Source organism: Paenibacillus sp. AN1007, from assembly GCF_040702995.1.
Classification (GTDB): domain Bacteria; phylum Bacillota; class Bacilli; order Paenibacillales; family Paenibacillaceae; genus Paenibacillus.
This window is the reverse complement of record NZ_CP159992.1, coordinates 4,775,534-4,796,931: the sequence shown is the minus strand read 5'-3', so window position 1 is coordinate 4,796,931 and position 21,398 is coordinate 4,775,534. Positions and strand designations below refer to the sequence as shown.

The window sequence follows — 21,398 nt, the reverse complement described above, 5'->3', positions numbered from 1 at the left end:
CCCGGGAAGGCAGGAGTGGATCATGATGGAAGCAGTGAATACGGAACAAGCTGCATCAAGGTTATATGTAAAAGAAACCCAATGTCCTTACTGCAGCGTGCAGTGCAGGATGTCAGTCGAAGAGCTTGCCGCTCCTGCTGCAGGTCAGAGACCAGCAGAGTACAGGGTTCAGGGCGTACCCAATAAGGCTTCACAGGGCCGCCTGTGTGTGAAGGGCATGAACGCTCACCAGCAGGTATTCAGTTCCGAGCGTCTGATGTATCCGCTCATCCGCCGCCAGGGAGAACTGGAGCCCTGTACATGGGAGGAGGCGATTCAGACGATTGCTGATCGTCTGCGGCAGCTTCAGCATACCTACGGTCCCCATACTGTCGGAGTATATGGCGGCGGCTCGTTGACCAATGAAACCGCATATTTGCTTGGCAAATTCACACGAGTGGCTCTAGGAAGTAAATACATCGACTATAACGGCCGCTTCTGCATGTCAGCAGCAGCTTCCGCCGGGAGCAAAGTGTTTGGAATGGACCGCGGTTTAACCTTTCCACTGTCCGATATTCCCAAAGCCGGCTGCATTATTCTGGCAGGAACAAATATAGCCGAATGTCAGCCAACACTTTTGCCTTACTTTAATGAGGCCAAGGATAATGGGACGTTTATTATTGTGATTGATCCGCGAAGGACGGCGACCGCAGCCATTGCTGATCTGCACCTTCAGGTAAAGCCTGGTATGGATTCACTGCTGGCTGATACAATGCTGAAGGTCATCATGGATGCCGGATTGACAGATTCCCGATTTGTTCAAGAGCGAACAACCGGATATGAGCAGCTGGTACAGGAGATGAAAGAGCTGAAGCTGGAACAGGCCGCAGCAGCATGCGGAGTTGAACTGGAGAAGATCCGTCAGGCGGCGATGGCCTACGGTGAAGCACAGACCGGCATGATTATGACGGCACGCGGGGTAGAGCAGCAAACGGACGGACATATGGCTGTTCGTCATTTCCTGAATCTGGTACTGGCAACTGGCAAGATTGGCAGAGCCGGTTGTGGATATGGGGCTGTTACCGGGCAGGGTAACGGACAGGGGGGAAGGGAGCATGGGCAGAAGTCAGATCAGCTGCCGGGTTACCGTTCTATTGAGAATGAGCAGGATCGTGCATATATTGCGTCTGTTTGGGATGTAGATCCTGCTCTTTTGCCAGGCAAAGGTGTATCAGCTTATGAGATGATGGAAAAAATCCATGATCAGGACATCCGTGCTCTGCTCGTTGTGGGCTCCAATCCGGTGGTTTCGAATCCTAATGTACGCTTGGTGGAGGAAGGGCTGCGCAGGCTTGATTTCCTGGTTGTTGCCGATATGTTTCTATCCGAGACAGCGAGAATGGCTGATCTTGTGCTGCCCGTAACAGCCTATATGGAGAATGAAGGTACACTCACGAATCTGGAGGGGCGAGTACTGCTGCGGGAAAAGGGAAGGGCTGCACCGGGTGAAACGCTGGATGATTGGGACATTTTATGCCGGATTGCTGCGCAGCTGGGCAAAGGTTCGCTGTTCCAATACACGAAAGCTGAGGATATATTCGATGAATTGCGAATTGCAAGTCGCGGCGGAACAGCGGACTATTATGGAATCACCTATGAACGTCTGCGTAACGAGCAGGGGGTATTCTGGCCTTGTCCTTCCATAGATGACCAGGGAGAAGGGCTGTTATTTTATGATCGATTCGCCCATGCTGACGGAAAAGCCGTGTTTACCTTGGGTTCAAGTGAAGGATGGGATAACAACTCGGAAGCTTTTCCCCTAATCTTGACGAATGGCCGAATTCTTCCTCATTACCTGACCGGTGTGCAGACAAGGCGAAGTCCGGCACTGGCGGCTCGCGAACTGGAGAACTTTGTTGAGCTTCACCCGTCGACGGCAGCGCGTCATCGTATTCGTGACGGTGAGTGGGTAGAGATTCAGTCGGCCTACGGCAGTTTCGCTGTACGCTCGCGAGTCAGAGAATCGATAAGGGAGGATACGCTGTTTGTACCGATGCACTGGGGTGGTATGCAGAATGTGAACCGGGCAACGAGACCGGAACTGGACCCCCACTGCCGGATGCCCGGTTTTAAGACGACTGCGGCAGCCATTAAACCTATGCGGCTGGTATAACAAGCTTTTTTAATTCGCGTAATAAACGGCATGCATTGAACTGTTAGAGGATATGAGACCGCCCATCTCCTGATTTATGCGGGATGGAGCGGTTTTTTTGCGTTTTATGTGCAAGTTTCTCATTAGTTCGCAGGTTCGAGGTAAATATGAAAATGGGCCCATGAAAGAGACTGGTATTTTGGTTATGATGTTCATTAGGGGTACATATGTACGTATTTTGTTTGTTTTAATAGGATGATTATTCGGGTATTAACTCATGTTTGTAGAAGATTGCAGGTATTTGGGATAAATTGGTTATCTGACAAAGGGATGAGAGGAGGCGCAGTGTATTGAAAGTATGGATTACGGTGAAAAGTCTGGGCAAACGCAGGCCGGCTCTCGCCAAACAAATATTGGAACTTCCGGAAACAACCCGCACACTTCGGCTGCTCATTGAGAATATGGTTGAACTGCAGGTCGAGGCTTATCGGAAGAGAAAGGATGCAGCAGAGATGCTTGTCTATCTTATGCCGGAAGACATCGATGCGCAGGGTGCTGCGGGTAAAGTGGGCTTTGGCGCGGTACATGGGGAGGGCATTCCCGATCTTAGCGAGGCGAAGGGAGCTGCGATCCTTGCATATGAAGACGGGCTGTACAGAGTATTTCTGAATGATAAAGAGCTGGATCAACTGGATGAGCCGCTGAGCATAGAGAATGATGCCAATGTGACATTTATCCGCTTTACGATGCTGGCCGGGCGTCTGTGGTAGGCAGAAGCAGAATAACAAGGAGGAGAATGGGATGAATCAGGAAGAGCAGGCAGAAGTGTACGTTGAGGGATTGCGGGAAAAAGCAGATACGCTTACAGGCACGAAGCTGGAAATAGCGAAATACATGGTAACGCTGGCAGAGTCAACATACTTGCGTGGGGATGAAGGAGACTATTTAAATACAGAAAAACAGCTTACCAACCTTGCAATGGAGACGCAGCAGTCGTTATTCCAGCCAATCCTTGAGGTGCTCGAACATCTGACCTCTGAGAGTTTTGCTGCTAAATTCCGCTATATTGCTGAGGGGGCGACGCTCTATCCATATAGTACAAGCTATGAACGCAGACCATTCCGGACATCCGATCCCAGACAACATGTCATTCACGTGCTGCGCAAGCTGCTCGGTTTGTTTCGCATGGAGGCTAGAGGGTTTAATCTGACGGAGTATTTGACCCTTCGCGAGCCAAACATGCTTCATCAGCATGAATTTCGTACGGTAATACCAGACTGTATTGCCTATGAACTGGATCATTCGAACGCTGAAGTCAAACAGGCACTGCACGACATTATCTATGGCGATAACCAGGCTGCCTTACTAACTGGTGAGATGATTAAAGGAATCTTTATGAGCGAACAGGCAGACGCCTATCAGATGGTGGGGGAGCTGCTTGTTGCAGCACGGCTGCAGGAAGGACTTCGCCAGAGCATTGTGGAACGGATGGACGAAGGCACACTTGAAGCGTATATTTACATACTAAAAATAATTCTGGACAACAATCTGATTCGGTTCAGTTCTGTCGTAAGAGCGCTGGGGGTATGGACAGGGATCGGCATTGAGGCGGCCAACCAGCGCGTGGCAGCACAATTACTCGAACAAGCCTATGAGGCTCTTGTAAATGAAGAGATTCGTGAGGCATGGCTTCAGGAAAAAAATGCCAATAAATTGTATATCAGCCTATGGGCAGCGGCAGTCATTGAAGAACGTGATTTGCAGCATAAGGCTGCACAGATCATGGATGAGGGAGAATTGTATCAAAAGATCGCGGCCCAGTACGTTCTCGCGAATAGTCAGTATCTGGGGCTTCGTCTTGCTGTGGCGCGCAATCATTTGGATGTGCAGCACCCGGAACTGATGCACTGGGTTGTGAAAAATTATACGGCAGAGTATGTGCATAATTGGAGTTTTGAAGAGGGAGAGCATCAGCGCAGTGTCTATGTTCCTCGCTGGGATGTGCTTGAAGATAAACAGGCACGCCGCCATGATTTTGATCAATTCAAACAGATGCTGCATTTCATTCCAAAGGGCGGTTCAAGTGGGCCTTCTGGAGTGCTGGATTTTGTCCATTATCGAATCGATCTTGATGATGTCATCAAAAAAATGTTGTATTTGGCCGCTTATGATATGGATGCCGAATGGATTGGTGAAATTATCGCTCTCAAAGATCGATTAAGTTCAGAGATGCGCGGCGAGCTCTTGTCTCAATTTGTACAGGAGCCGGATCATGAGATACAGCGCCAGTTTATTTTTGAGAGTTTATCTGATAAAAGCATGAGCAATCGTGAAAGTGCACTGAAAAAAGTGAAGAAGTTAATGTTAACCGCAGATGAGATGCAGCAGATGGAAGTACTGTTAAAACTGAAAACAGGATCGCTCCGGCAAAAGGTGATTCAAGTTCTGCTGCTGCAGCCGGTTGAAAAGTTGAAGGATTCGGTTCAGCGTTTGCTGAAGTCCAAGATCGAGCTGCAGCGTCTGGGTGCACTTGAACTGTTAACGGAGATCAAAACGGATGCAGAACGGGCAGAACAGTTGGAACAGCTCAAGCCGTTTGCAGAAGAACTGGAGAAGCCTACAGCCAAGGAACAGAAGCTGCTCGACAAACTGCTGGATGAAGGAAGTCGTTACACGGCCTCCAATGGATATGGTTTATTTGATCCAAACGATCGACAGCCGCTGTTGGATGAAGAACGTAATCTTTCCGGCTGCAAACCGAAGGATATTTTTGATGTAACTCTGGACAGGATCAGTATATTCCTCAAAGAGTTAAATGAATTGGTTCATGAGCACAGGGAGCATGAATATGTGGTGGAGTATTATGCAGGGTATAAAGATACTTTACTCGTTGGAACCAACCTTCGCTCCAAGGTTCCTTATGCAGAGCGGGCAAAAATAAAACAGCTGGATCAGTTTCCACTCGCTGAAGCGTGGAAAGAATTTTTTAAGCAGAGCGGACTTAGCAGCATCGAACTGCTGCAGCTCTATGTCGAACTCCAATTAGGCAGGCTGAACAGCAAACTGGATGAACATTACTCTCTTTATCGAGAGCAGTATGATTATGATGAATTAAGAAAAATCCCTTTACTGGAGGGTTGGCGCAAAATATTTGCCGAAGAGACCTATGCATTAAACGATGTACTGAAGCTGCATGAGATGATCGGTACACTTCCATATAAGGATCAGGTTCATGGACTGATCTCGGCTGCGTTCCTGGATTGTGATGCAGCTGAAATCTTCGAGCGTGCAGAAAAGGCTTGGGCTTCGATAATTTCAAGTATGCCTGCAGAGCAAATGGAGAAGGAATTGGGTATGCTTCAGATTCTGACAGATCCGTGGAAATATATCGTTAGGAATACCGTATATGACGATGCGAGCTTCAAGCGATATTTCCAGACAGCATATCAATTCTCTCATCTGGCCGAGCCGTATTATCCGATGTCTCCCCTGTCACTCGATGATTTCCTGCGAGCATATCAGTTAGAACTGATTGATGAGCAGGAGATCTGCCGTCAATTGATGGCTGGACAGCAGCGTTATCTATTTATCCGTGATATGACATCAGCTCGTACGGAGCGGATTAAAGATGATCCCAAGCTGATTCACCTGCGAGATACGGTCGTAAACCGAATTCTGGAGATCGAGCTCACTCGGGGAGAGCTGTCCACTGAAGTTAGTCCCCTGGCCATGAAGTTGGAACGAATCGAGGGCATGGAGCATTGGGTACATCTGGTCTCTGCCATGGATCAGGATACTTTTGTTCGTGGTTATATCTACAGCTATAGTGAAGGAAGCACGACCCGTAAAGAAACGTTCAGCTATCTCATTAAGCATTGTCATCCACGTGCCGGGGAGGATGAACAGCTGCTGGCGGTGCTGCTGCAGAAATATCCGGTTAAGGAGAAAAAGCTGCTGGAGGCCGCGATGTATGCACCGCAATGGATGGAACTTGTGGCGAAGTATCTGAACTGGGAAGGGCTCCGCAGTGCTGCATGGTACTTCCATGCTCACATCAATGAACAGTTCAGTGCAGAGAAGGAAACCATTGTCGCCCACTATTCACCCATTACGCCGCAGGATTTTAATGACGGGGCCTTCGATATCGCCTGGTTTGAAGAGGCTTATGCTGCGGTTGGGGAAGAACGCTTCAACCTGCTGTACGATTGTGCCAAATATATCTCCGGTGGGTCCAATCATCGAAGATCTCAATTATTCGCAGATGCTGCACTTGGCAAGCTCAGTCTGAAAGACATGCATGATTCGGTTGCCGATAAGCGCAACAAGGATCACTTGTTGACCTACAGTCTGATTCCGCTGGCGGGGGAACGGGATCAGGATCTAAGGGAGCGTTATGATTTTATCCAGAAGTTCCAGCTGCAGAGCAAGCAGTATGGGGCGCAGCGCCGTGCCAGCGAAGGACTGGCGTCCCAGATTGCACTGGGTAACCTTGCACGGAACGCAGGTTATGCTGATGTGACACGTCTCATGTGGGATATGGAGGCACGTAAGCTGGATGAGATGAAAGCTTATTTCGAACCGCATGCACTGGATGACGATACGACGGCTCAACTCGTCATTAATGAGGAAGGGCAGTCCGATCTGATTGTTGTCAGCAAAGGCAAAGTGCTGAAATCTGTACCGGCTCGCTTCAAAAAAGATGGTTATATTGCAGCATTGAAAGAGTTGAAATCCGATCTTGTGGATCAGTATCGGCGGGCTAGGCTGGAATTGGAACGCTCCATGGTCGCAGGCACGGCCTTTACGCGTCAGGAGATTGCAAGTCTGATGAACAATCCCGTTATTCGGCCGCTGCTCAGGACGTTGATTTTCAAGTCGGGTGAACAGCTGGGACGATTCGATGCCGCCTCTGGTGGGCTGCTTGCTCCAGGGGCCGAAGAAATGATTCATGCCTTGAAGGAAGAGGATCCGCTGTTGATTGCACATCCGCTGCATCTGTATCAGAGCGGCAGGTGGAGCGAGTTCCAGCGCGATCTGTTCAATCGTCAGGAGCGTCAGCCGTTTAAGCAGGTTTTCCGCGAACTGTACCTGCCTAATGAAGATGAGCTTGCTCAAGGCACAGTATCTCGCCGATATGCGGGATATCAGATTCAGCCGAATAAAACGGTAAGCCTGTTGAAAGGACGTCAGTGGACCGTAAGTTATGAGGAGGGTCTGCAAAAGGTAAGTTATGAGTACAATCTGATCGCTAACCTCTATGCGATGGCTGATTGGTTCTCTCCTGCCGATACAGAAGCACCTACGCTGGAGACAGTTCAATTTTATGATCGCCGCACCTATAAGCCTGTGGAGCTGAAGGATGTACCATCCGTATTCTTCTCTGAAGTCATGCGTGATATTGATCTGGTTGTCAGCATCGCCCATGTTGGCGGAGTTGATCCGGAGGCCAGCCTGACAACGATTGAGATGCGTCATGTCATTGTGAATGAATCTCTGCGCCTGCTCAAGATAAACAATGTTCGTCTGGACGGGAATTATGCACGAATCGACGGTGAACTGGGTGAATATGCAGTTCATTTGGGCAGCGGCAATGTCTTCAAACAGGCATCCGGTGCATTGTACATTGTGCCTGTACAAAGCCAGCATCGTGGTCGGATCTTCCTGCCGTTTCTGGATGAAGACCCAAGAACGGCCGAGATTTTGTCCAAGATTGTACTGCTGGCTGAAGATAAGAAGATTAAAGATCCGCAGATTCTCGCACAGCTGCAGCACACATAACATGAAGTGCACAGCCTACAGATCGCCTCGTATAGGGCGGTCTGCGGGGGCTGTGCTCTTTTCTTGCAGCAGACAGGCTGCATGATCGTAGGAGCAGCTGTGACGCTGCAGCTGGTTTGGAGATGCCCGGGCAAGGAGGACATGGTAAAATATACGCAGGATTAACGGGTATACATCATTTTGGAGAACTAGAGCAGTTCGGAATGATGCACCTGCATAATGCTTTTGGACAAAGGAGAGGGAATAGACATGTTAATGGTACCTTACCGGGAGCAGGATCACGCCAAGCTGGTAGCCATCTGGGAGCGCGCTGTTCGGGCGACACATACATTTCTGGAGGAGCATCATATCCTGTTTTATAAAAAAATGGTCAGTGAAGCTTTGGAGCAGCAGCAGGTGGAGGTCTGGGAGGCGCTGGATACCGAGCAGGAGCCCATCGGTTTCATCGGCTTGGACAATACTTTTATTGAGATGCTGTTTGTAGATGAGTATTTTCAGGGGCAGGGCGTTGGTAAATTTCTAGTCTTTCAAACGATGAAAATGAAGGGCACGGAGCTTCGGGTAGATGTAAATGAACAGAATGAAGATGCAGCCCGGTTTTATTCAAAATTGGGTTTTGTTCAGACGGGACGTTCTGAACTGGACAGCTCAGGCAATCCTTTCCCGCTGCTGCATCTGGAAATGAAGAAGGCTAAGGCTTGAATAAGGTTGAATCATCTGGCTGTAACTAGAGAACCATGATGATCACACGGAAACGCTGATGACAGGATTGCTTGAAAAACGACTATTATCTACAGCATGAAGACAGGTAAAAGGAAAACCCCAGGTGGAATCTCTAATCAAGAGATTCCACCTGGGGTTTTGGGTTTCTCTTACCGATGAACGGCAGTCATTCGACCGGGCAGAGAGGGGAGTTTTTTTCGAAAATCTTAATGTGTCTCTTCGTCCAGAAAGGGTTTGTTCACTGCATAATACATAAAGCCCATCAGCAGCACGCCGCCCACCAGATTGCCAAGTGTCACCGGTACCAGGTTGTGAATTACGCCGCCAAAAGAGATTGTGCCCGGGTGATTTAACACTAGCGCAATCGCGAATGTACACATGTTCGCGATGCTGTGCTCATATCCCGAGATGAAAAAGCAGAATACAAAGAGCATCATCGCAAACATTTTGGCGCCGTTCTCCTTCATGAACATCGGCACAAAGAACGCTAGGCACACGAGCCAGTTACAGAGGATACCGCGGAAAAAGAGCTGCATCGCAGGAGCTTCCATTTTGTGCTCGACCACACTCAGCAGAAAACCATTCACCTGTGCTGAGTCGAACAGTCCCGTCAGGTAGATCAGCAGGGCAAATACCGCCGCACCCATCAGATTCCCGCTGTAGCTCGCAACCCACAGCTTGACGACTTCAAACCAGCGCAGTTTCTTGCGCAGTGCCGCATAGGTGTAATAGAATGTGTTGCCTGTAAATAAGTCACCACCGCCATAGGCAATCAAAATAATTGCCGCACCGAACGTAATGGCTGCCATAGGGTATGTAAACGGGGAATCTTCCATATAGAAGAAATTGCCCGTCTTAAATGCCACAATTACGCCGAAGCCAATGAACATGCTGGCCAGCATGGAGCGTGCCAGATACCGAATCAGGCTTTGTTTATAAATTTTATGTTTCTTTAGAGCAAGCTGCTCCACACCCCGCAAACCTTCCGTTTCCATAATTCGCCTCCTGTGTGTCATGAATCATCCAAGTTTTCTACATTATACCTGTAATTTGTTTAAATAGCTTAACGAAATGAAAGAATTTAAACTTTGCATTAGGAGTTATTAAGGAATATCCGGGGCGGATATGTGCTGTAACGAATGATCTTTAGAAAATTCAACGGGGGATTTTTTACATGGAAAAAGAGTAATGTTGTGAAGTGTCCTTCCGCGAGGGAAGGACTTTACCTATTCGGGATCAGACTTTTGTTTGTATGGGTTTACGGGAAAAGGAAACATGCAGCTCTGCCAAATTTCATCCAGCTGCGCTTCTGTCCGTTCATGCGGAACATGCTCTTCGGCATAGGAGCGCTCCAGCTTCTCACGCATAACGGCTTCCGCACGGGGGTTAGGGCGCGAGTGAAATGTTTTGGCGAATTCGCCGTGGACATCGATTTCTCTCATTTTGCTCAGCACACTGTTTAATAAAGGACTGCCTGCGTACAGCAGAGACTCGGTCTCTTCACATTCAAATTTGAGAAAAAGAAGTGCCTTCTGAATGGCATGAATCTCGCCTTGAGTAAGGTACACCGCCTGAGTGGTTTCCTCTGTTAAATGTTCATCATCTTGCTCTTGTGATTGCTGTTCATTACTTGAATTCATTGATCATCACGTCCTGATCTAGATTGAAGCTCCCTTGCTGCCGAAGCGCCGAACTCGGGATGGGTTTGAAGTGATTCCAGCGCAAGTACAGCTTGCGGGATATGTTTGTTTGCTCTTACAATAGCGAAAGCAGCACTTTGAACCAGGATGTAGGCATCCGATTCAATAACCTCCTGAGCGAGCTGAATTTCAGCATCGGTTACAGGGAGCAGGGCTAACGCCTGTAAAGCATAAATCTGCACATCCTCGTCCTCTTCCGAGTTACGTACCAGCTGTCCTGCCGCTTCACGGATATTATTCAAAAGTGGAGAAGTTTCCGCCATACCGAGGGCTCGCCAAGCTTCAATACGTACTAAATCTTCCTCCTGTGTATTCATACCAAGAGCAAGGACTTGTGCAGTGAGTTCTGGATCATGTAATTCGATGATCTGGCGGAGTGCTTCCTGCTTATCTTCTGAAGCGGCTGTGTTCAAATCAAGAGCTATAAGACGGTTGTGCATTTCTTCAGCAGACATAATATCCTTCACCTCCTGAATGAGTTTAAGATTGGGGCGGGAGTTGAATCGGGCGAGCTTGAAGAGCCTCCTCCACAACCTGCTCCGGGGTTAATTCACGTTCATCCCAAAATATCAGATTACTGACCTCTGCATATGGCAGCGCCTGCTGCACCTCTGTTAACATGTCATCCAACTCTTCTTCCGTTCCTTCCGCATTCATAATTTTGCGAACTAACACGATGAGATGTTCATGATTTGGCATGATCATACCTCCTGAATAATTAATTGAATGAATGCCAACAGCATGATTACGATCAGTATAATAATAGCGCGTTTCAGATGCCGTTTAATAAAACGTGTCAAAGACAAATTCCCCTTATCCGATGACGATGTCCAAGCATAAGTCTATCATTGATAAGGGGAAAGATCATGGTCACAAGGTCACTTTTTATTCTTTACTTTAAGTATTTAAGGATATTAATTTGATATGCTGAGAATTTAAAGAACATATGTCATTATGGCGAGCTTAGTTTATCTGAATGGCAATATTGCCAAACTGCTCGCCTTTTTCCATGCGTTCAAATGCCTGTGAAGTATTTTGCAGGGAATAGATGCTGTCCACAACAGGATGGATCTGATATTTCTCTACCCATTCCAGCATCTGAACAAACTCTTCACGGCTGCCCATAGAAGTTCCAATCAGGCTGATCTGTGGAAAAAAGATCGAGCGAATCGGCAGATGCAGGTCGTCGCCGGAGCTTGCTCCAAACATGACAATTCGCCCGCCAGGTCTAATGACACTTTCATATTTGGAGAACATTGCTTGTCCGATGCTGTCCAGAACGATATCCACTGGAGCGAGGTCAGACTTGATATTGCTCCAGTCGGCATGACTGTCCAAAGCTTGATCGGCTCCCAGCCGCAGTGCCTCGGCTCGTTTCGCCTCGCTTCTGGATGTTACGGTTACCTTCGCTCCTGCAGCTGCAGCCATAAGCAGGGCATACGTAGCGACGCCGCCTCCAATGCCAGGAATGAGAATATGCTCACCTGATTTCAGTCCACCTCGAGTAAATAATGCCCGATAAGCCGTCAGCGCAGAAAGAGACAGCACACCAGCTTCGCTCCAGGAGAGATGAGCGGGCTTGGGCAGGACATTGCCTGCAGGCAGTGCAGTATATTGTGCCAGTGTTCCATCCGACGGGCCACCAACAATTCCTGGAACGACAGGCACGTCTGCGGTATGTTCCCAACCGAGAGTAGGGTGAATAATTACCTGGTCACCTACGAAGAGATGCTGTACCCCTTCGCCAACTTCTACGACAATGCCAGCGCCGTCCGATCCGGGAATGAGCGGAGTGTCTTGGGGCGTGCGATCTGACATTATGAAGAGATCGCGATGGTTAAGTCCGGCAGAGTGGAGCTTTACAAGGACATGTCCGGGTTCTGCTTCAGGGACTGCACAGGTTGAATATTGAAGACCTTCAAGGCCGCTGTGACCTGAATGTATAATTGCACTCATCGTTTTGGATACGTTCATGGATGTTACCTCCCTGTATAATATAGGTTACTCTGTCATCGGAGTATTCCTTGAGAAGCACTCAGGCTGCTCGTTATGGAGTCATTGTACAGTCGAGATAGAAACACGTAAAATAAACAAAAACGAAGGTGAGTATCATTATTAATGATAGATAAGAATAATAGAGCATTTTGGTGCTTACATGAGATTTGGATATGTATTAATACGCTCATATAACGATAAGCAGGTGAAGAATGAATGGATGCAGGTGATTTGAAAATATTCCAGGCGGTTGCCCGTGAAGGCAGTATCAGTAAAGCGGCAATTGCACTGAATTATGTACAGTCTAATGTGACCACACGGATCAGGCAGTTGGAAGCACAGCTGCAGGTATCGCTGTTTCATCGCTCCAATCGGGGGATGCTGCTCACTCCAGCAGGGGAGAACCTGCTGGGATATGCAGATCGAATATTGGAATTATTAAATGAAGCAGAGCAGGCAGCACAAGATGGAAGTCCACCGGCGGGAAATCTTCGTTTGGGTTCGATCGAGACCGCAGCTTCTCGTTTCCTGACACCACTTCTGGCGGAGTACTGCGCATGTTATCCGAAGGTACATTATTCCCTTGTCACAGGTGGTACGCATGAGCTGAATCAGAAGGTTATTGAACATGAATTACATGGCGCTTTGGTGTATGGTCCGGTTCATCATGCGAAGCTGAATTATATAAAAATGTACAGCGATGAACTGGTGCTCATTGTTAAACCGGGTGAGCATGACATGTCTGTGCTGCTCAGCAGGCCAATGTTATTTTTTGAGGTTGGATGCAGCCACCGAGCCCAGGCCGAGGATTTTTTAAAAACTCAAGGGGTTCATTCGTTGAACGTCATGGAATATGGAACACTGGCCACGATTATCGATGGGGTTACTGCCGGGTTAGGCGTATCCTTGCTTCCCCGCTCTTCGGTAGTTCAAGCAGCCTCTAGAGGTGAGGTCGAAATCGTATCACTCCCTGATCCGTATTCTCGTCTGGAGGTAGGATTTGTGTACGCTCGTGGTGAACATAGTTCAAACGCGCTTCAGGCTCTAGTGGAGATTATGACGGTACCCGAACAGTAAAGGAGAGGTTGATTTTGGTTAAACGTACAGGCTCTGAAAAGGAACATGATGTAGATCCAAATAACAAATTAACGCTTGCTGATGCATTCGGTCAGGCAGCGTATATTGTAGGCGGGCACGGCAGCCGCAAAGTGAAAGTGCTGCAGGAGGCGCTGGAACAGGTAGATGGAGAAACATTCAGTGACCACTACGGTCACGGTTCAATTATTGATGAGTTCCAACAGGAAATGGCAGATGTGCTAGGGAAGGAATCGGCGGTTTTTTTTCCAAGCGGCACGATGGCGCAGCAGATTGCCCTTCGCATCTGGTGTGATCGGGCTGGCGTGAAACGAGTGGCATATCATCCGCTGGCTCATCTGGAGATACATGAAGAGGATGGACTGAAAGAGCTTCATCAGATTGAGAGTGTTTTGCTGGGTGAAGCGGATCGTTTGATTACACTGGAAGATCTGAAAGGAACGAATCAAGAGATTGCATGTCTGCTTCTTGAACTGCCGCAGCGCGAGATTGGCGGGCAGTTACCAGCTTATGAGGAACTGGAGGCGATCTCGGCGTACTGCCGTGAGCGGGGAATTAAGCTGCATCTGGACGGAGCGCGGCTGTTTGAGATCACGCCTTATTACGAGAAAACACCTGCGGAGATTTGCAGTTTGTTTGATAGTGTTTACATCTCTTTTTACAAAGGGATTGGCGGCATTGCGGGTGCCATTCTTGCCGGAGATACGGACATAATGCAGGAATCCAAGGTGTGGAAGCGGCGGCATGGCGGCGATCTGATTGGACTGTACCCGTATATTCTAAGCTCCCGGTATTATTACAACGAACGTGTCGGCAAAATGGGGCATTATTACGAGCAGGCCAAAGAACTGGCCGCATTGTTCAATGCATGCCGCGGGATTCGCACGATCCCTGAAATTCCCGTCTCCAATATGTTTCACATTCATTTTGCACTTGCCGCTTCCGAAGTTGAACCACTGCTTGTGCAGATGGCGCAGCAGTTTGATATCGCGATTACATCGTATCTGAACAAAACCGGAGGTAACAGTTGCTCATTCGAAATGTCGACAGGGGATCGATATGATCTGGTGCCGCAGGACAAGCTGCAGGCCGCGCTGACCTGGCTGGACGGGGAGTTGCAAAACAGATGAAATCCGTAGAACTAGACCCGATTCGGGATTTGTTGGTGCAGGCATATGGTACAACGATGGGGAGTGGCAGTAAACCTGATACCGAGCAGGACATCGAGAGTTTCGAGCAAAAGTACCAAGTGAAGCTGCCTTCGGCATACCGTGCGCTGCTGCTAGAATTCGGGGCGTGCAACTTTGGTGACCCCGCTTTGTATTCAGTCAAAGAGCTGGACTGGGCGTATCCCGAGTTTCTGGATGCCTATCGAGAGTACGAGAAGGAATACGACCTGCCTGACGGGCTGAAGCTATTTCCAATCGGCGGATTCGGTGAGGGCAGCATGGCCGTTTTGGATGAATCCTCTGGCAAAGTGATGATGCTCATTCATGACAGCGGCGAGGATATTCCTTTAGTAGAGATCGAGTCTGATTTTTGTGCACTCATGACGATGCATGCAGAGTCTGCAATCTGGGTGGAGGAGCAGATGAAGTAACGGGGAGAGGGGAGGTGTATCAGGTGTAATGGATATTCGAAAGTTACGCTACTTTATCGCCGTGGCAGAGGAACTTCATTTCCACCGTGCGGCCGAAAGATTAAACATGACTCAACCGCCTCTGAGTCAACAGATTCAAAATCTGGAAGAAGAACTTGGCGTAAAGCTGTTGGAACGTACGAAAAAGATGGTTAGGCTGACACCTGCGGGAGCTGTGTTTCTGGATCAGGCAAGACTAATTTTGGCTCAGCTTGAACGATCTATCCATCTCACACAGAAGGTTGACCAAGGCATCGTTGGTCATATAACGGTAGCTTTTGTGGATTCGGCTTCAGGCAGTATGATGGTCGATGTGTTAAGGAGATTTCGAGCAGCGTACCCACAGATCGAAATTACACTACGTGAGATGACATCTTCTGAACAGCTGCAGGCACTGCAGGATGGACAAATCCATATTGGATTTTTACGATATCAGGAGCATACGCCAAATGTATCCTTCCAGGTCTTCCAGGAAGAAACGTTAATGGCGGTGGTTCCAGACGATCACCCTTTGGCAGAGCAGATTCAAGTGTCGATTACTGACTTGGCGGAAGAGGATTTTATATTGTTCCCTAGCCATCTGGGTTCACCGTTTCATCGTCTCGTTCGGGAGTACTGCAGGGAGCATGGAGTAGAACCGCGAATTAAGCAGGAAGCAATCCAGATGTATACGATTGTGAACCTCGTTGCTGCAGGCATGGGAATCTCCATAGTTCCTTCTTCGGTGGAGGTGTTTCAGCGCAGAGGTGTGGTATTTTTACCTTTAATAGAAAAACCGCCCTCCGTACCCTTATACATGGCATGGCGGACGGACATGAATCAGGGTGTGATCACCCGTTTTATACACATGGACAGGAGCGACTAATCTACATTAACCCGTCAGGACAGGATTCCTCTCAATCCATTTCCCTAATATTTCATCAATTCGAGTGAGGATATCCTGATCCAGTTTCACACCGGAAGCTTTTACATTTTCCAGTACTTGTTCTGGCCCGGATGCCCCAATAATCACTGAGCTGACATAAGGATGATGAAGAACCCAGGCAACGGCGAGTTGAGGAAGAGTCAGACCTAGTTCCTTCGCTAGAGGAAGAAGCTGTTGTACAGCAGTCAGCACATCATCGTGCAGCCAATGACCGGCAAGCTTGTTGAAGAATGGTTTCCCTGCTTTGGCTGCTGCCCGTGATCCGGGCGGCACTGCTGAATACGGAAGGTATTTACCCGATAGTATGCCTTGAGCGAGTGGAGACCATGTAATCTGTCCCAGACCTGCTTGTACGCTTGCTGGCACAACTTCTTGCTCAATTACACGCCATAACATCGAATACTGCGGCTGACTCGCGATGAAAGGTACACGCAACTCTTTAGCTAGTGCGGAGCCCTGCTCAATCTGAGCAGCTGTCCATTCGCTAACCCCGATATAATGAACCTTGCCTTGACGAACAAGATCAGCAAACGCAAGGAATGTCTCTTCCAGTGGAGTGTGTGGATCATAGCGGTGAGCGTAATAGACATCGATATAATCTGTTTGCAATCGTTGTAATGAAGCACTGCAGGCTTCCATAATATGTTTGCGGGAAAGTCCTCTGTTATTGTGACCTGGACCGGTTGGATGACAGACTTTGGTGCATAGTTCAATACTCTCTCTTGGTACTCCCTTGAGAGCCTCTCCCAACACAGTTTCCGCCTTGGTATTCGAATATACGTCTGCCGTATCAAATGTCGTAATACCTGCCTCCAATGCAGCTTGGACACAAGCTTGTGCTGTTGGATCGTCAACTTGTGATCCATGTGTAATCCAGTTGCCCAGCGAAATCCCACTGACGGTTAAACCGCTGTTTCCCAATTTGCGATATTCCATTTGTCATGCCTCCTTACTCATCTGGACTTCATTGTAGCAAGTGCAGATGATCAGGTGAAATATCTATTAAGCACATGATTGATATGAAAAACATATCACAGGTTAATCAGCTCTCCTGAATATATTTACGATAGAGGGCAGGCGTGATTTCCTCGAACTTTTTAAATATTTTAATAAAATACCCCGCTTCATTAAATCCCAACTCATCGCTGATCTGCGAAACAGGCATGTCTGTGACCTCCAGCAGCTGCTTGGCCCACTTGATTTTGAGCTTGGCGAGATACGTGGTGAAATTTTCACCCGTCTCTTTGGCAAATAATCTGCTGAAATAGCTTGGACTCAAGTGGCACAGATCGGCTGCCTGCTTTAGCGATACTTGTTCGCTCTTATGGCTATGGATATATTCAAAAGCAGGCTGGAGTACCGGATTGAGACTCTCTGTATCACTTGGACTATTTTTGAGATAAGCATCCGCAATGGCATTGGTCATTTCCTTTTTGATCGACTCGATGTTGCGGATCGAATACCCCGGCAGGATGGTGGACAAGTTGACGGATTCCTGATTGCCAGAAGCTTTTTCGAACATCTCCACCAGCAAGTTTTTGTTCAAGGCTTCCTCGACAATATAGTTGCAGAGCAGGGATAACATATTGGAAATCTTCACAATCTCCTCGTACGTCATGACGGGTAATTGGTCGTAGTCTGCCTGCAGCTCCTTCATTTTCGCATCATGCATCGGTACGTTTTTGGACGTCACAATCTGCTCCAGGTCATTCCCTTTCTCGGGATCGGCGAGTTTGACTTGTCCAGCCATCACCGCACCGATATATTTTCCATCAATCGTAATCGGAATCGCAATATCAATAATATTGAAATGACAGAGATACACGTAAGGTTCGTTAAGGCGAACAGCCTCCAGACCGCCGCGGGAATCGCATTTTTGACAATAGGGAAGAAGCTCGGGGTCTTTGCGAACGTTCTGGCAGAATGCTTGACAGCTGCTATGGCTGGTAACGGGTATGCCTTTATAATCGACGGTAAGAATGGCAAGTTTGGTGACGGTGGCAAGGGAATCTTGAAGGCGTTTCCACTTGTCTAGATCCAGTATTTTATTGATGTGCAGATATTCTTTAATCATGTGAAAAACCTCCGTAGCAGATCGAACTCATCGATCGGAGAGTCGTTAAAAAGTTAAAAGTTGTACATATTAAGACGTGAACAGGACGGGTAATGGAAAATAGGAGGTCAAAATTCAACCATCTCATGACAATAACATACCACGATTATGCGAAAAAACAAAAAATTACGATTGCAAATTATAATAATTTGTTATCAAAGTCCACTGTAAACCTCTTGTTTCTGCGTTATATTTAGGTCAATTGCAACAGTTAAAATTTGATGTAACACGGAGCAAGGCCGCTTCACCTTTGAATTTCAGTTAAGAGGGACGAGTGCTGCCGCGCAAAACATTCTATTAAATCTACTTTTAGGAGGCATATCATATTATGAGAAAAGCATTTATCAGCCCAACCAAATACGTGCAAGGCGAAGACGAATTGTTGAACCTGGGTTATTTCGTAAAATCCTTCGGAGATTCTGCATTGTTGATTGCACACCCGGATGATGTACAGCGTGTCAAAGCCAAGCTGGATGCAACAGCAGAAAAATTCAATATCACGTTTGTTGAAAGCGGTTTTAGAGGCGAATGTTCACGTGAGGAAGTTGCTCGTTTGCAAGAAATCGCGAAAGAAAAAGGCTGCACATGCACGATCGGTCTCGGTGGCGGTAAAGCCATTGATGCCGCGAAATGTGTTGCTGAAGGCGATGCACTGATCATCTGCCCAACGATTGCAGCAACAGACGCACCGACAAGTCACTCGGCAGTATTGTACACACCAGAAGGTTCTTTTGACGATTACGCATACTTCAAGCAAAGCCCAAGCGTGGTGCTCGTAGATACAACCGTTATCGCTAATGCACCAACACGTTTCCTCGTATCCGGTATGGGAGATGCATTGTCCACATACTTCGAGGCAAGAGCAACAGCGAAATCCTATTCCCGTGTGAATGCAAGTCTGCCAATGGGTTCCCGCGAGGGGTACACGCCTTCTGCTGTAGGAACCAACGCAGCGCTGGCGCTTGCTAAATTGTGTTACGAAATGCTGCTTACGGACGGCGCCAAAGCAAAAGTAGCGAGCGACAGCAACGTGGTAACTCAAGCCCTGGAAAACATCGTAGAAACGAACATCCTGTTGTCTGGTCTTGGATTCGAAAGCGGCGGTCTGGCTGCAGCTCACGCGATTCACAATGGTCTGACGGTTCTGGAAGGTACACACCACTATTTCCACGGTGAAAAAGTATCCTTCGGTACGATTGCACAGCTCGTCCTTGAAAATGCACCAACCGAAGAACTGCACCAAGTGATGGACTTCTGTCTTTCCGTAGGATTGCCTGTAAGTCTTGCAGATATCGGCGTAGAAACCATTACACAAGAAGAATTGTTGAAAGTAGCAGAGATTGCGTGCATTCCAGAGGAATCCATCCACGCGATGCCATTCCCGATTACAGTTCCTGAAGTAGCCGCAGCGATTGCAGCAGCTGACCGAATCGGACGGGAGTACAAAGCTCGCCAGGAGGCAAAATAAATGAAAAAAATCATCAACCAAGCTGAACATGTTGTCATGGAAATGTGCAACGGGATTGCGCTCGCGCACCCGGAGCTGGAATTCCTAAAAAAATATAAAGTGATCAAACGCAGAGAGATTCAAACTGACAAAGTCAGCCTGATCAGCGGCGGCGGCAGCGGTCACGAGCCAGCACATGCAGGTTATGTCGGTAAAGGTATGCTGGATGCGGCTGTGTGCGGAGATGTATTTGCATCCCCTTCCCAAATCCAGGTTTATCAAGCGATCAAAGCAACGGCAAGCAGCAAAGGTACACTGCTTATCATCAAAAACTACAGCGGCGACATGATGAACTTCAAAAACGCAGCACATCTGGCTGAAGAAGATGGCATCCACGTGCAGTATGTACGTGTGGAAGATGACATCGCTGTGCAGGACAGCTTGTACACGGTAGGACGCCGCGGTGTAGCTGGAACTGTTCTGGTTCACAAAATTGCCGGTGCCGCAGCAGAAGAAGGACGCAGCCTGGAAGAAGTGAAGGCTGCTGCCGAGAAAGCGGCGCAGAACGTGCGCAGTATCGGCTTTGGTTTCACTTCTTGTACGGTTCCTGCCAAAGGAACACCAACCTTCGAAATTGCGGAAGACGAGATGGAGTTTGGCGTTGGTATTCACGGTGAGCCTGGTATTCGCCGGGAGAAAATCGTCTCTGCAGATGAGCTTGCAGGACGTATGGTTTCCGCATTGCTCAAAGATATGAAGCTGGATCAAAATGCGTCCGCCGAGATCGCTGTGCTTGTGAACGGTTTTGGTGCGACACCTCTGCAAGAGCTGTACTTGCTCAACAACTCGGTGCAGCGTGAGCTTGCAGGACATGCAGGTCTTAACGTAGCAACGACATTTGTAGGCAACTACATGACCAGTATCGACATGGCAGGTGCATCAGTTACCATTCTGAAGCTGGATGAGGAATTGAAAACCTTGCTGTTTAAGGAAAGCGACACACCTGCATTTAAAGTGTCTGGCCCTCCAGTGGCGCAAGTTGCTTACTCCGAAGCGCTGGAAGCGGTTGTGACTGAGGATGCTCCAGTATCTTATGAAGTGCAGACGGATGCGTCAGCAGCTGTTGTTGAAAACAATCAGTTCTCACTGGATAACATGGTTTACCTGATCGATAAAATGGGCGAGATCATCATCAAGAACGAAGTACCGTTCTGTGAACTGGATTCCCATGCCGGTGACGGCGATTTCGGAATGAGTGTAGCCAAAGGCTTCCGTCAATTGAAGCGTGAGTGGAACCACATCGTTAACGAAGAGAAAAAAGATATCGGTTCATTCCTCGATGCATGTTCTCTCGTCATCATGGAGTATTGCGGCGGAGCATCCGGCCCAATCTGGGGTTCGGCATTCCGTGCAGCGGGCAAAGCGGCAGGTGAGAAACAACAGTTGAATGTTGCTGAGTTTGCTGAAATAATGCAGGCAGCGGTTCAAGGCATTCAAGCAACAGGTGAACGTTCCTTCGGACGCGGTGCAGTTGTGGGTGACAAAACGCTGATCGATGCACTCGTTCCATGCGCAGATGCCTGGACGCAAAGCGCGGAATCTGGAGACGGCTTCAAATCCGCATTTGCCAAAGGTGCAGCGGCAGCGGTTGATGGTGCGAAGAAAACCGAAGATATCGTAGCACGTATGGGACGCGCAGGTACGGTCGGTGACCGCAGCCTGGGATATCCGGATGCTGGTGCGTATGCACTGGGTGTTATTTTCACTGAGCTGTCCGAGTCTTTGAAGTAGAAGATACTTCATTAATTAAAATAAGCTCGGATGACGATATAGAATAGATAAGATGATAAGT

The 21,398-nt window shown here is 48.2% G+C and carries 17 protein-coding genes; 10 read left to right on the top strand and 7 right to left on the bottom strand.

Going from position 1 to position 21,398, the window contains the following annotated elements:
- Window positions 1-22 precede the first annotated feature (22 nt).
- The 4 genes from ABXS70_RS21615 to ABXS70_RS21600 all read left to right on the top strand — a co-directional run bounded on the left by ABXS70_RS21615 (window position 23) and on the right by ABXS70_RS21600 (window position 8,611).
- On the top strand, window positions 23-2,152 hold the full coding sequence (locus tag ABXS70_RS21615; protein ID WP_342554332.1) for a molybdopterin oxidoreductase family protein: 2,130 nt from the start codon (window positions 23-25) through the stop codon (window positions 2,150-2,152).
- Window positions 2,153-2,481: 329 nt separating this feature from the next.
- Window positions 2,482-2,901, top strand: a complete 420-nt coding sequence (locus tag ABXS70_RS21610) for a hypothetical protein (RefSeq protein WP_366290780.1) — start codon at window positions 2,482-2,484, stop codon at window positions 2,899-2,901.
- Window positions 2,902-2,932: 31 nt separating this feature from the next.
- On the top strand, window positions 2,933-7,909 hold the full coding sequence (locus ABXS70_RS21605; protein ID WP_366290777.1) for a DUF4132 domain-containing protein: 4,977 nt from the start codon (window positions 2,933-2,935) through the stop codon (window positions 7,907-7,909).
- A gap of 243 nt (window positions 7,910-8,152) precedes the next feature.
- Window positions 8,153-8,611 (top strand): GNAT family N-acetyltransferase, encoded by a 459-nt coding sequence (locus ABXS70_RS21600; RefSeq protein ID WP_342556232.1) that lies wholly within the window; start codon window positions 8,153-8,155, stop codon window positions 8,609-8,611.
- A 227-nt stretch (window positions 8,612-8,838) separates the two neighbouring features.
- On the opposite strand, the gene ABXS70_RS21595 is transcribed toward ABXS70_RS21600, so the two are convergent.
- From ABXS70_RS21595 to ABXS70_RS21575, 5 genes are all read right to left on the bottom strand, one after another.
- Complete coding sequence (locus ABXS70_RS21595; RefSeq protein ID WP_342554335.1) at window positions 8,839-9,627, bottom strand: formate/nitrite transporter family protein; 789 nt, start codon at window positions 9,625-9,627, stop codon at window positions 8,839-8,841.
- Window positions 9,628-9,858: 231 nt separating this feature from the next.
- Window positions 9,859-10,272 carry a hypothetical protein gene (locus tag ABXS70_RS21590; protein ID WP_342554336.1) on the bottom strand — a complete coding sequence of 138 codons (414 nt, stop codon included), beginning with the start codon at window positions 10,270-10,272 and terminating at the stop codon, window positions 9,859-9,861.
- Complete coding sequence (locus ABXS70_RS21585) at window positions 10,269-10,787, bottom strand: HEAT repeat domain-containing protein (RefSeq protein WP_342554337.1); 519 nt, start codon at window positions 10,785-10,787, stop codon at window positions 10,269-10,271. The genes ABXS70_RS21590 and ABXS70_RS21585 overlap by 4 nt, the downstream gene beginning before the upstream one ends.
- A gap of 25 nt (window positions 10,788-10,812) precedes the next feature.
- Entirely contained in the window at window positions 10,813-11,031 is a 219-nt protein-coding gene (locus ABXS70_RS21580; RefSeq protein WP_342554338.1) for a hypothetical protein, read from the bottom strand.
- A 264-nt stretch (window positions 11,032-11,295) separates the two neighbouring features.
- A complete protein-coding gene (locus ABXS70_RS21575; protein ID WP_366296729.1) occupies window positions 11,296-12,288 on the bottom strand; it encodes a zinc-binding dehydrogenase in 993 nt (330 codons plus the stop codon).
- Window positions 12,289-12,543: 255 nt separating this feature from the next.
- Between ABXS70_RS21575 and ABXS70_RS21570 the strand changes: the two genes are divergently transcribed.
- The 4 genes from ABXS70_RS21570 to ABXS70_RS21555 are packed head-to-tail and all read left to right on the top strand — an operon-like array spanning window position 12,544 to window position 15,926.
- Complete coding sequence (locus ABXS70_RS21570; RefSeq protein WP_342554339.1) at window positions 12,544-13,404, top strand: LysR family transcriptional regulator; 861 nt, start codon at window positions 12,544-12,546, stop codon at window positions 13,402-13,404.
- Window positions 13,405-13,418: 14 nt separating this feature from the next.
- Window positions 13,419-14,552, top strand: a complete 1,134-nt coding sequence (locus tag ABXS70_RS21565) for a beta-eliminating lyase-related protein (RefSeq protein WP_366290770.1) — start codon at window positions 13,419-13,421, stop codon at window positions 14,550-14,552.
- A complete protein-coding gene (locus ABXS70_RS21560; protein WP_342554341.1) occupies window positions 14,549-15,022 on the top strand; it encodes an SMI1/KNR4 family protein in 474 nt (157 codons plus the stop codon). The genes ABXS70_RS21565 and ABXS70_RS21560 overlap by 4 nt, the downstream gene beginning before the upstream one ends.
- A 28-nt stretch (window positions 15,023-15,050) precedes the next feature.
- Entirely contained in the window at window positions 15,051-15,926 is an 876-nt protein-coding gene (locus tag ABXS70_RS21555; RefSeq protein WP_342554342.1) for a LysR family transcriptional regulator, read from the top strand.
- A gap of 6 nt (window positions 15,927-15,932) precedes the next feature.
- Here the strand turns inward: ABXS70_RS21555 and ABXS70_RS21550 are convergent, their stop codons facing one another.
- Together ABXS70_RS21550 and ABXS70_RS21545 are read right to left on the bottom strand one after the other, a co-directional pair.
- A complete protein-coding gene (locus ABXS70_RS21550) occupies window positions 15,933-16,922 on the bottom strand; it encodes an aldo/keto reductase family protein (protein ID WP_366290766.1) in 990 nt (329 codons plus the stop codon).
- Window positions 16,923-17,028: 106 nt separating this feature from the next.
- Window positions 17,029-18,060, bottom strand: coding sequence for a PocR ligand-binding domain-containing protein (locus tag ABXS70_RS21545; RefSeq protein ID WP_342554344.1), 1,032 nt, complete (start codon window positions 18,058-18,060; stop codon window positions 17,029-17,031).
- Between the two features lie 367 nt (window positions 18,061-18,427).
- Here ABXS70_RS21545 and ABXS70_RS21540 point away from each other — a divergent pair, with 367 nt between their 5' ends.
- Together ABXS70_RS21540 and dhaK are read left to right on the top strand one after the other, a co-directional pair.
- Window positions 18,428-19,567, top strand: coding sequence for a glycerol dehydrogenase (locus ABXS70_RS21540; RefSeq protein ID WP_090917434.1), 1,140 nt, complete (start codon window positions 18,428-18,430; stop codon window positions 19,565-19,567).
- Window positions 19,568-21,337 (top strand): dihydroxyacetone kinase subunit DhaK, encoded by a 1,770-nt coding sequence (gene dhaK / locus ABXS70_RS21535; protein WP_342554345.1) that lies wholly within the window; start codon window positions 19,568-19,570, stop codon window positions 21,335-21,337. It abuts the gene before it with no gap.
- The last annotated feature ends 61 nt before the right edge of the window (window positions 21,338-21,398 follow it).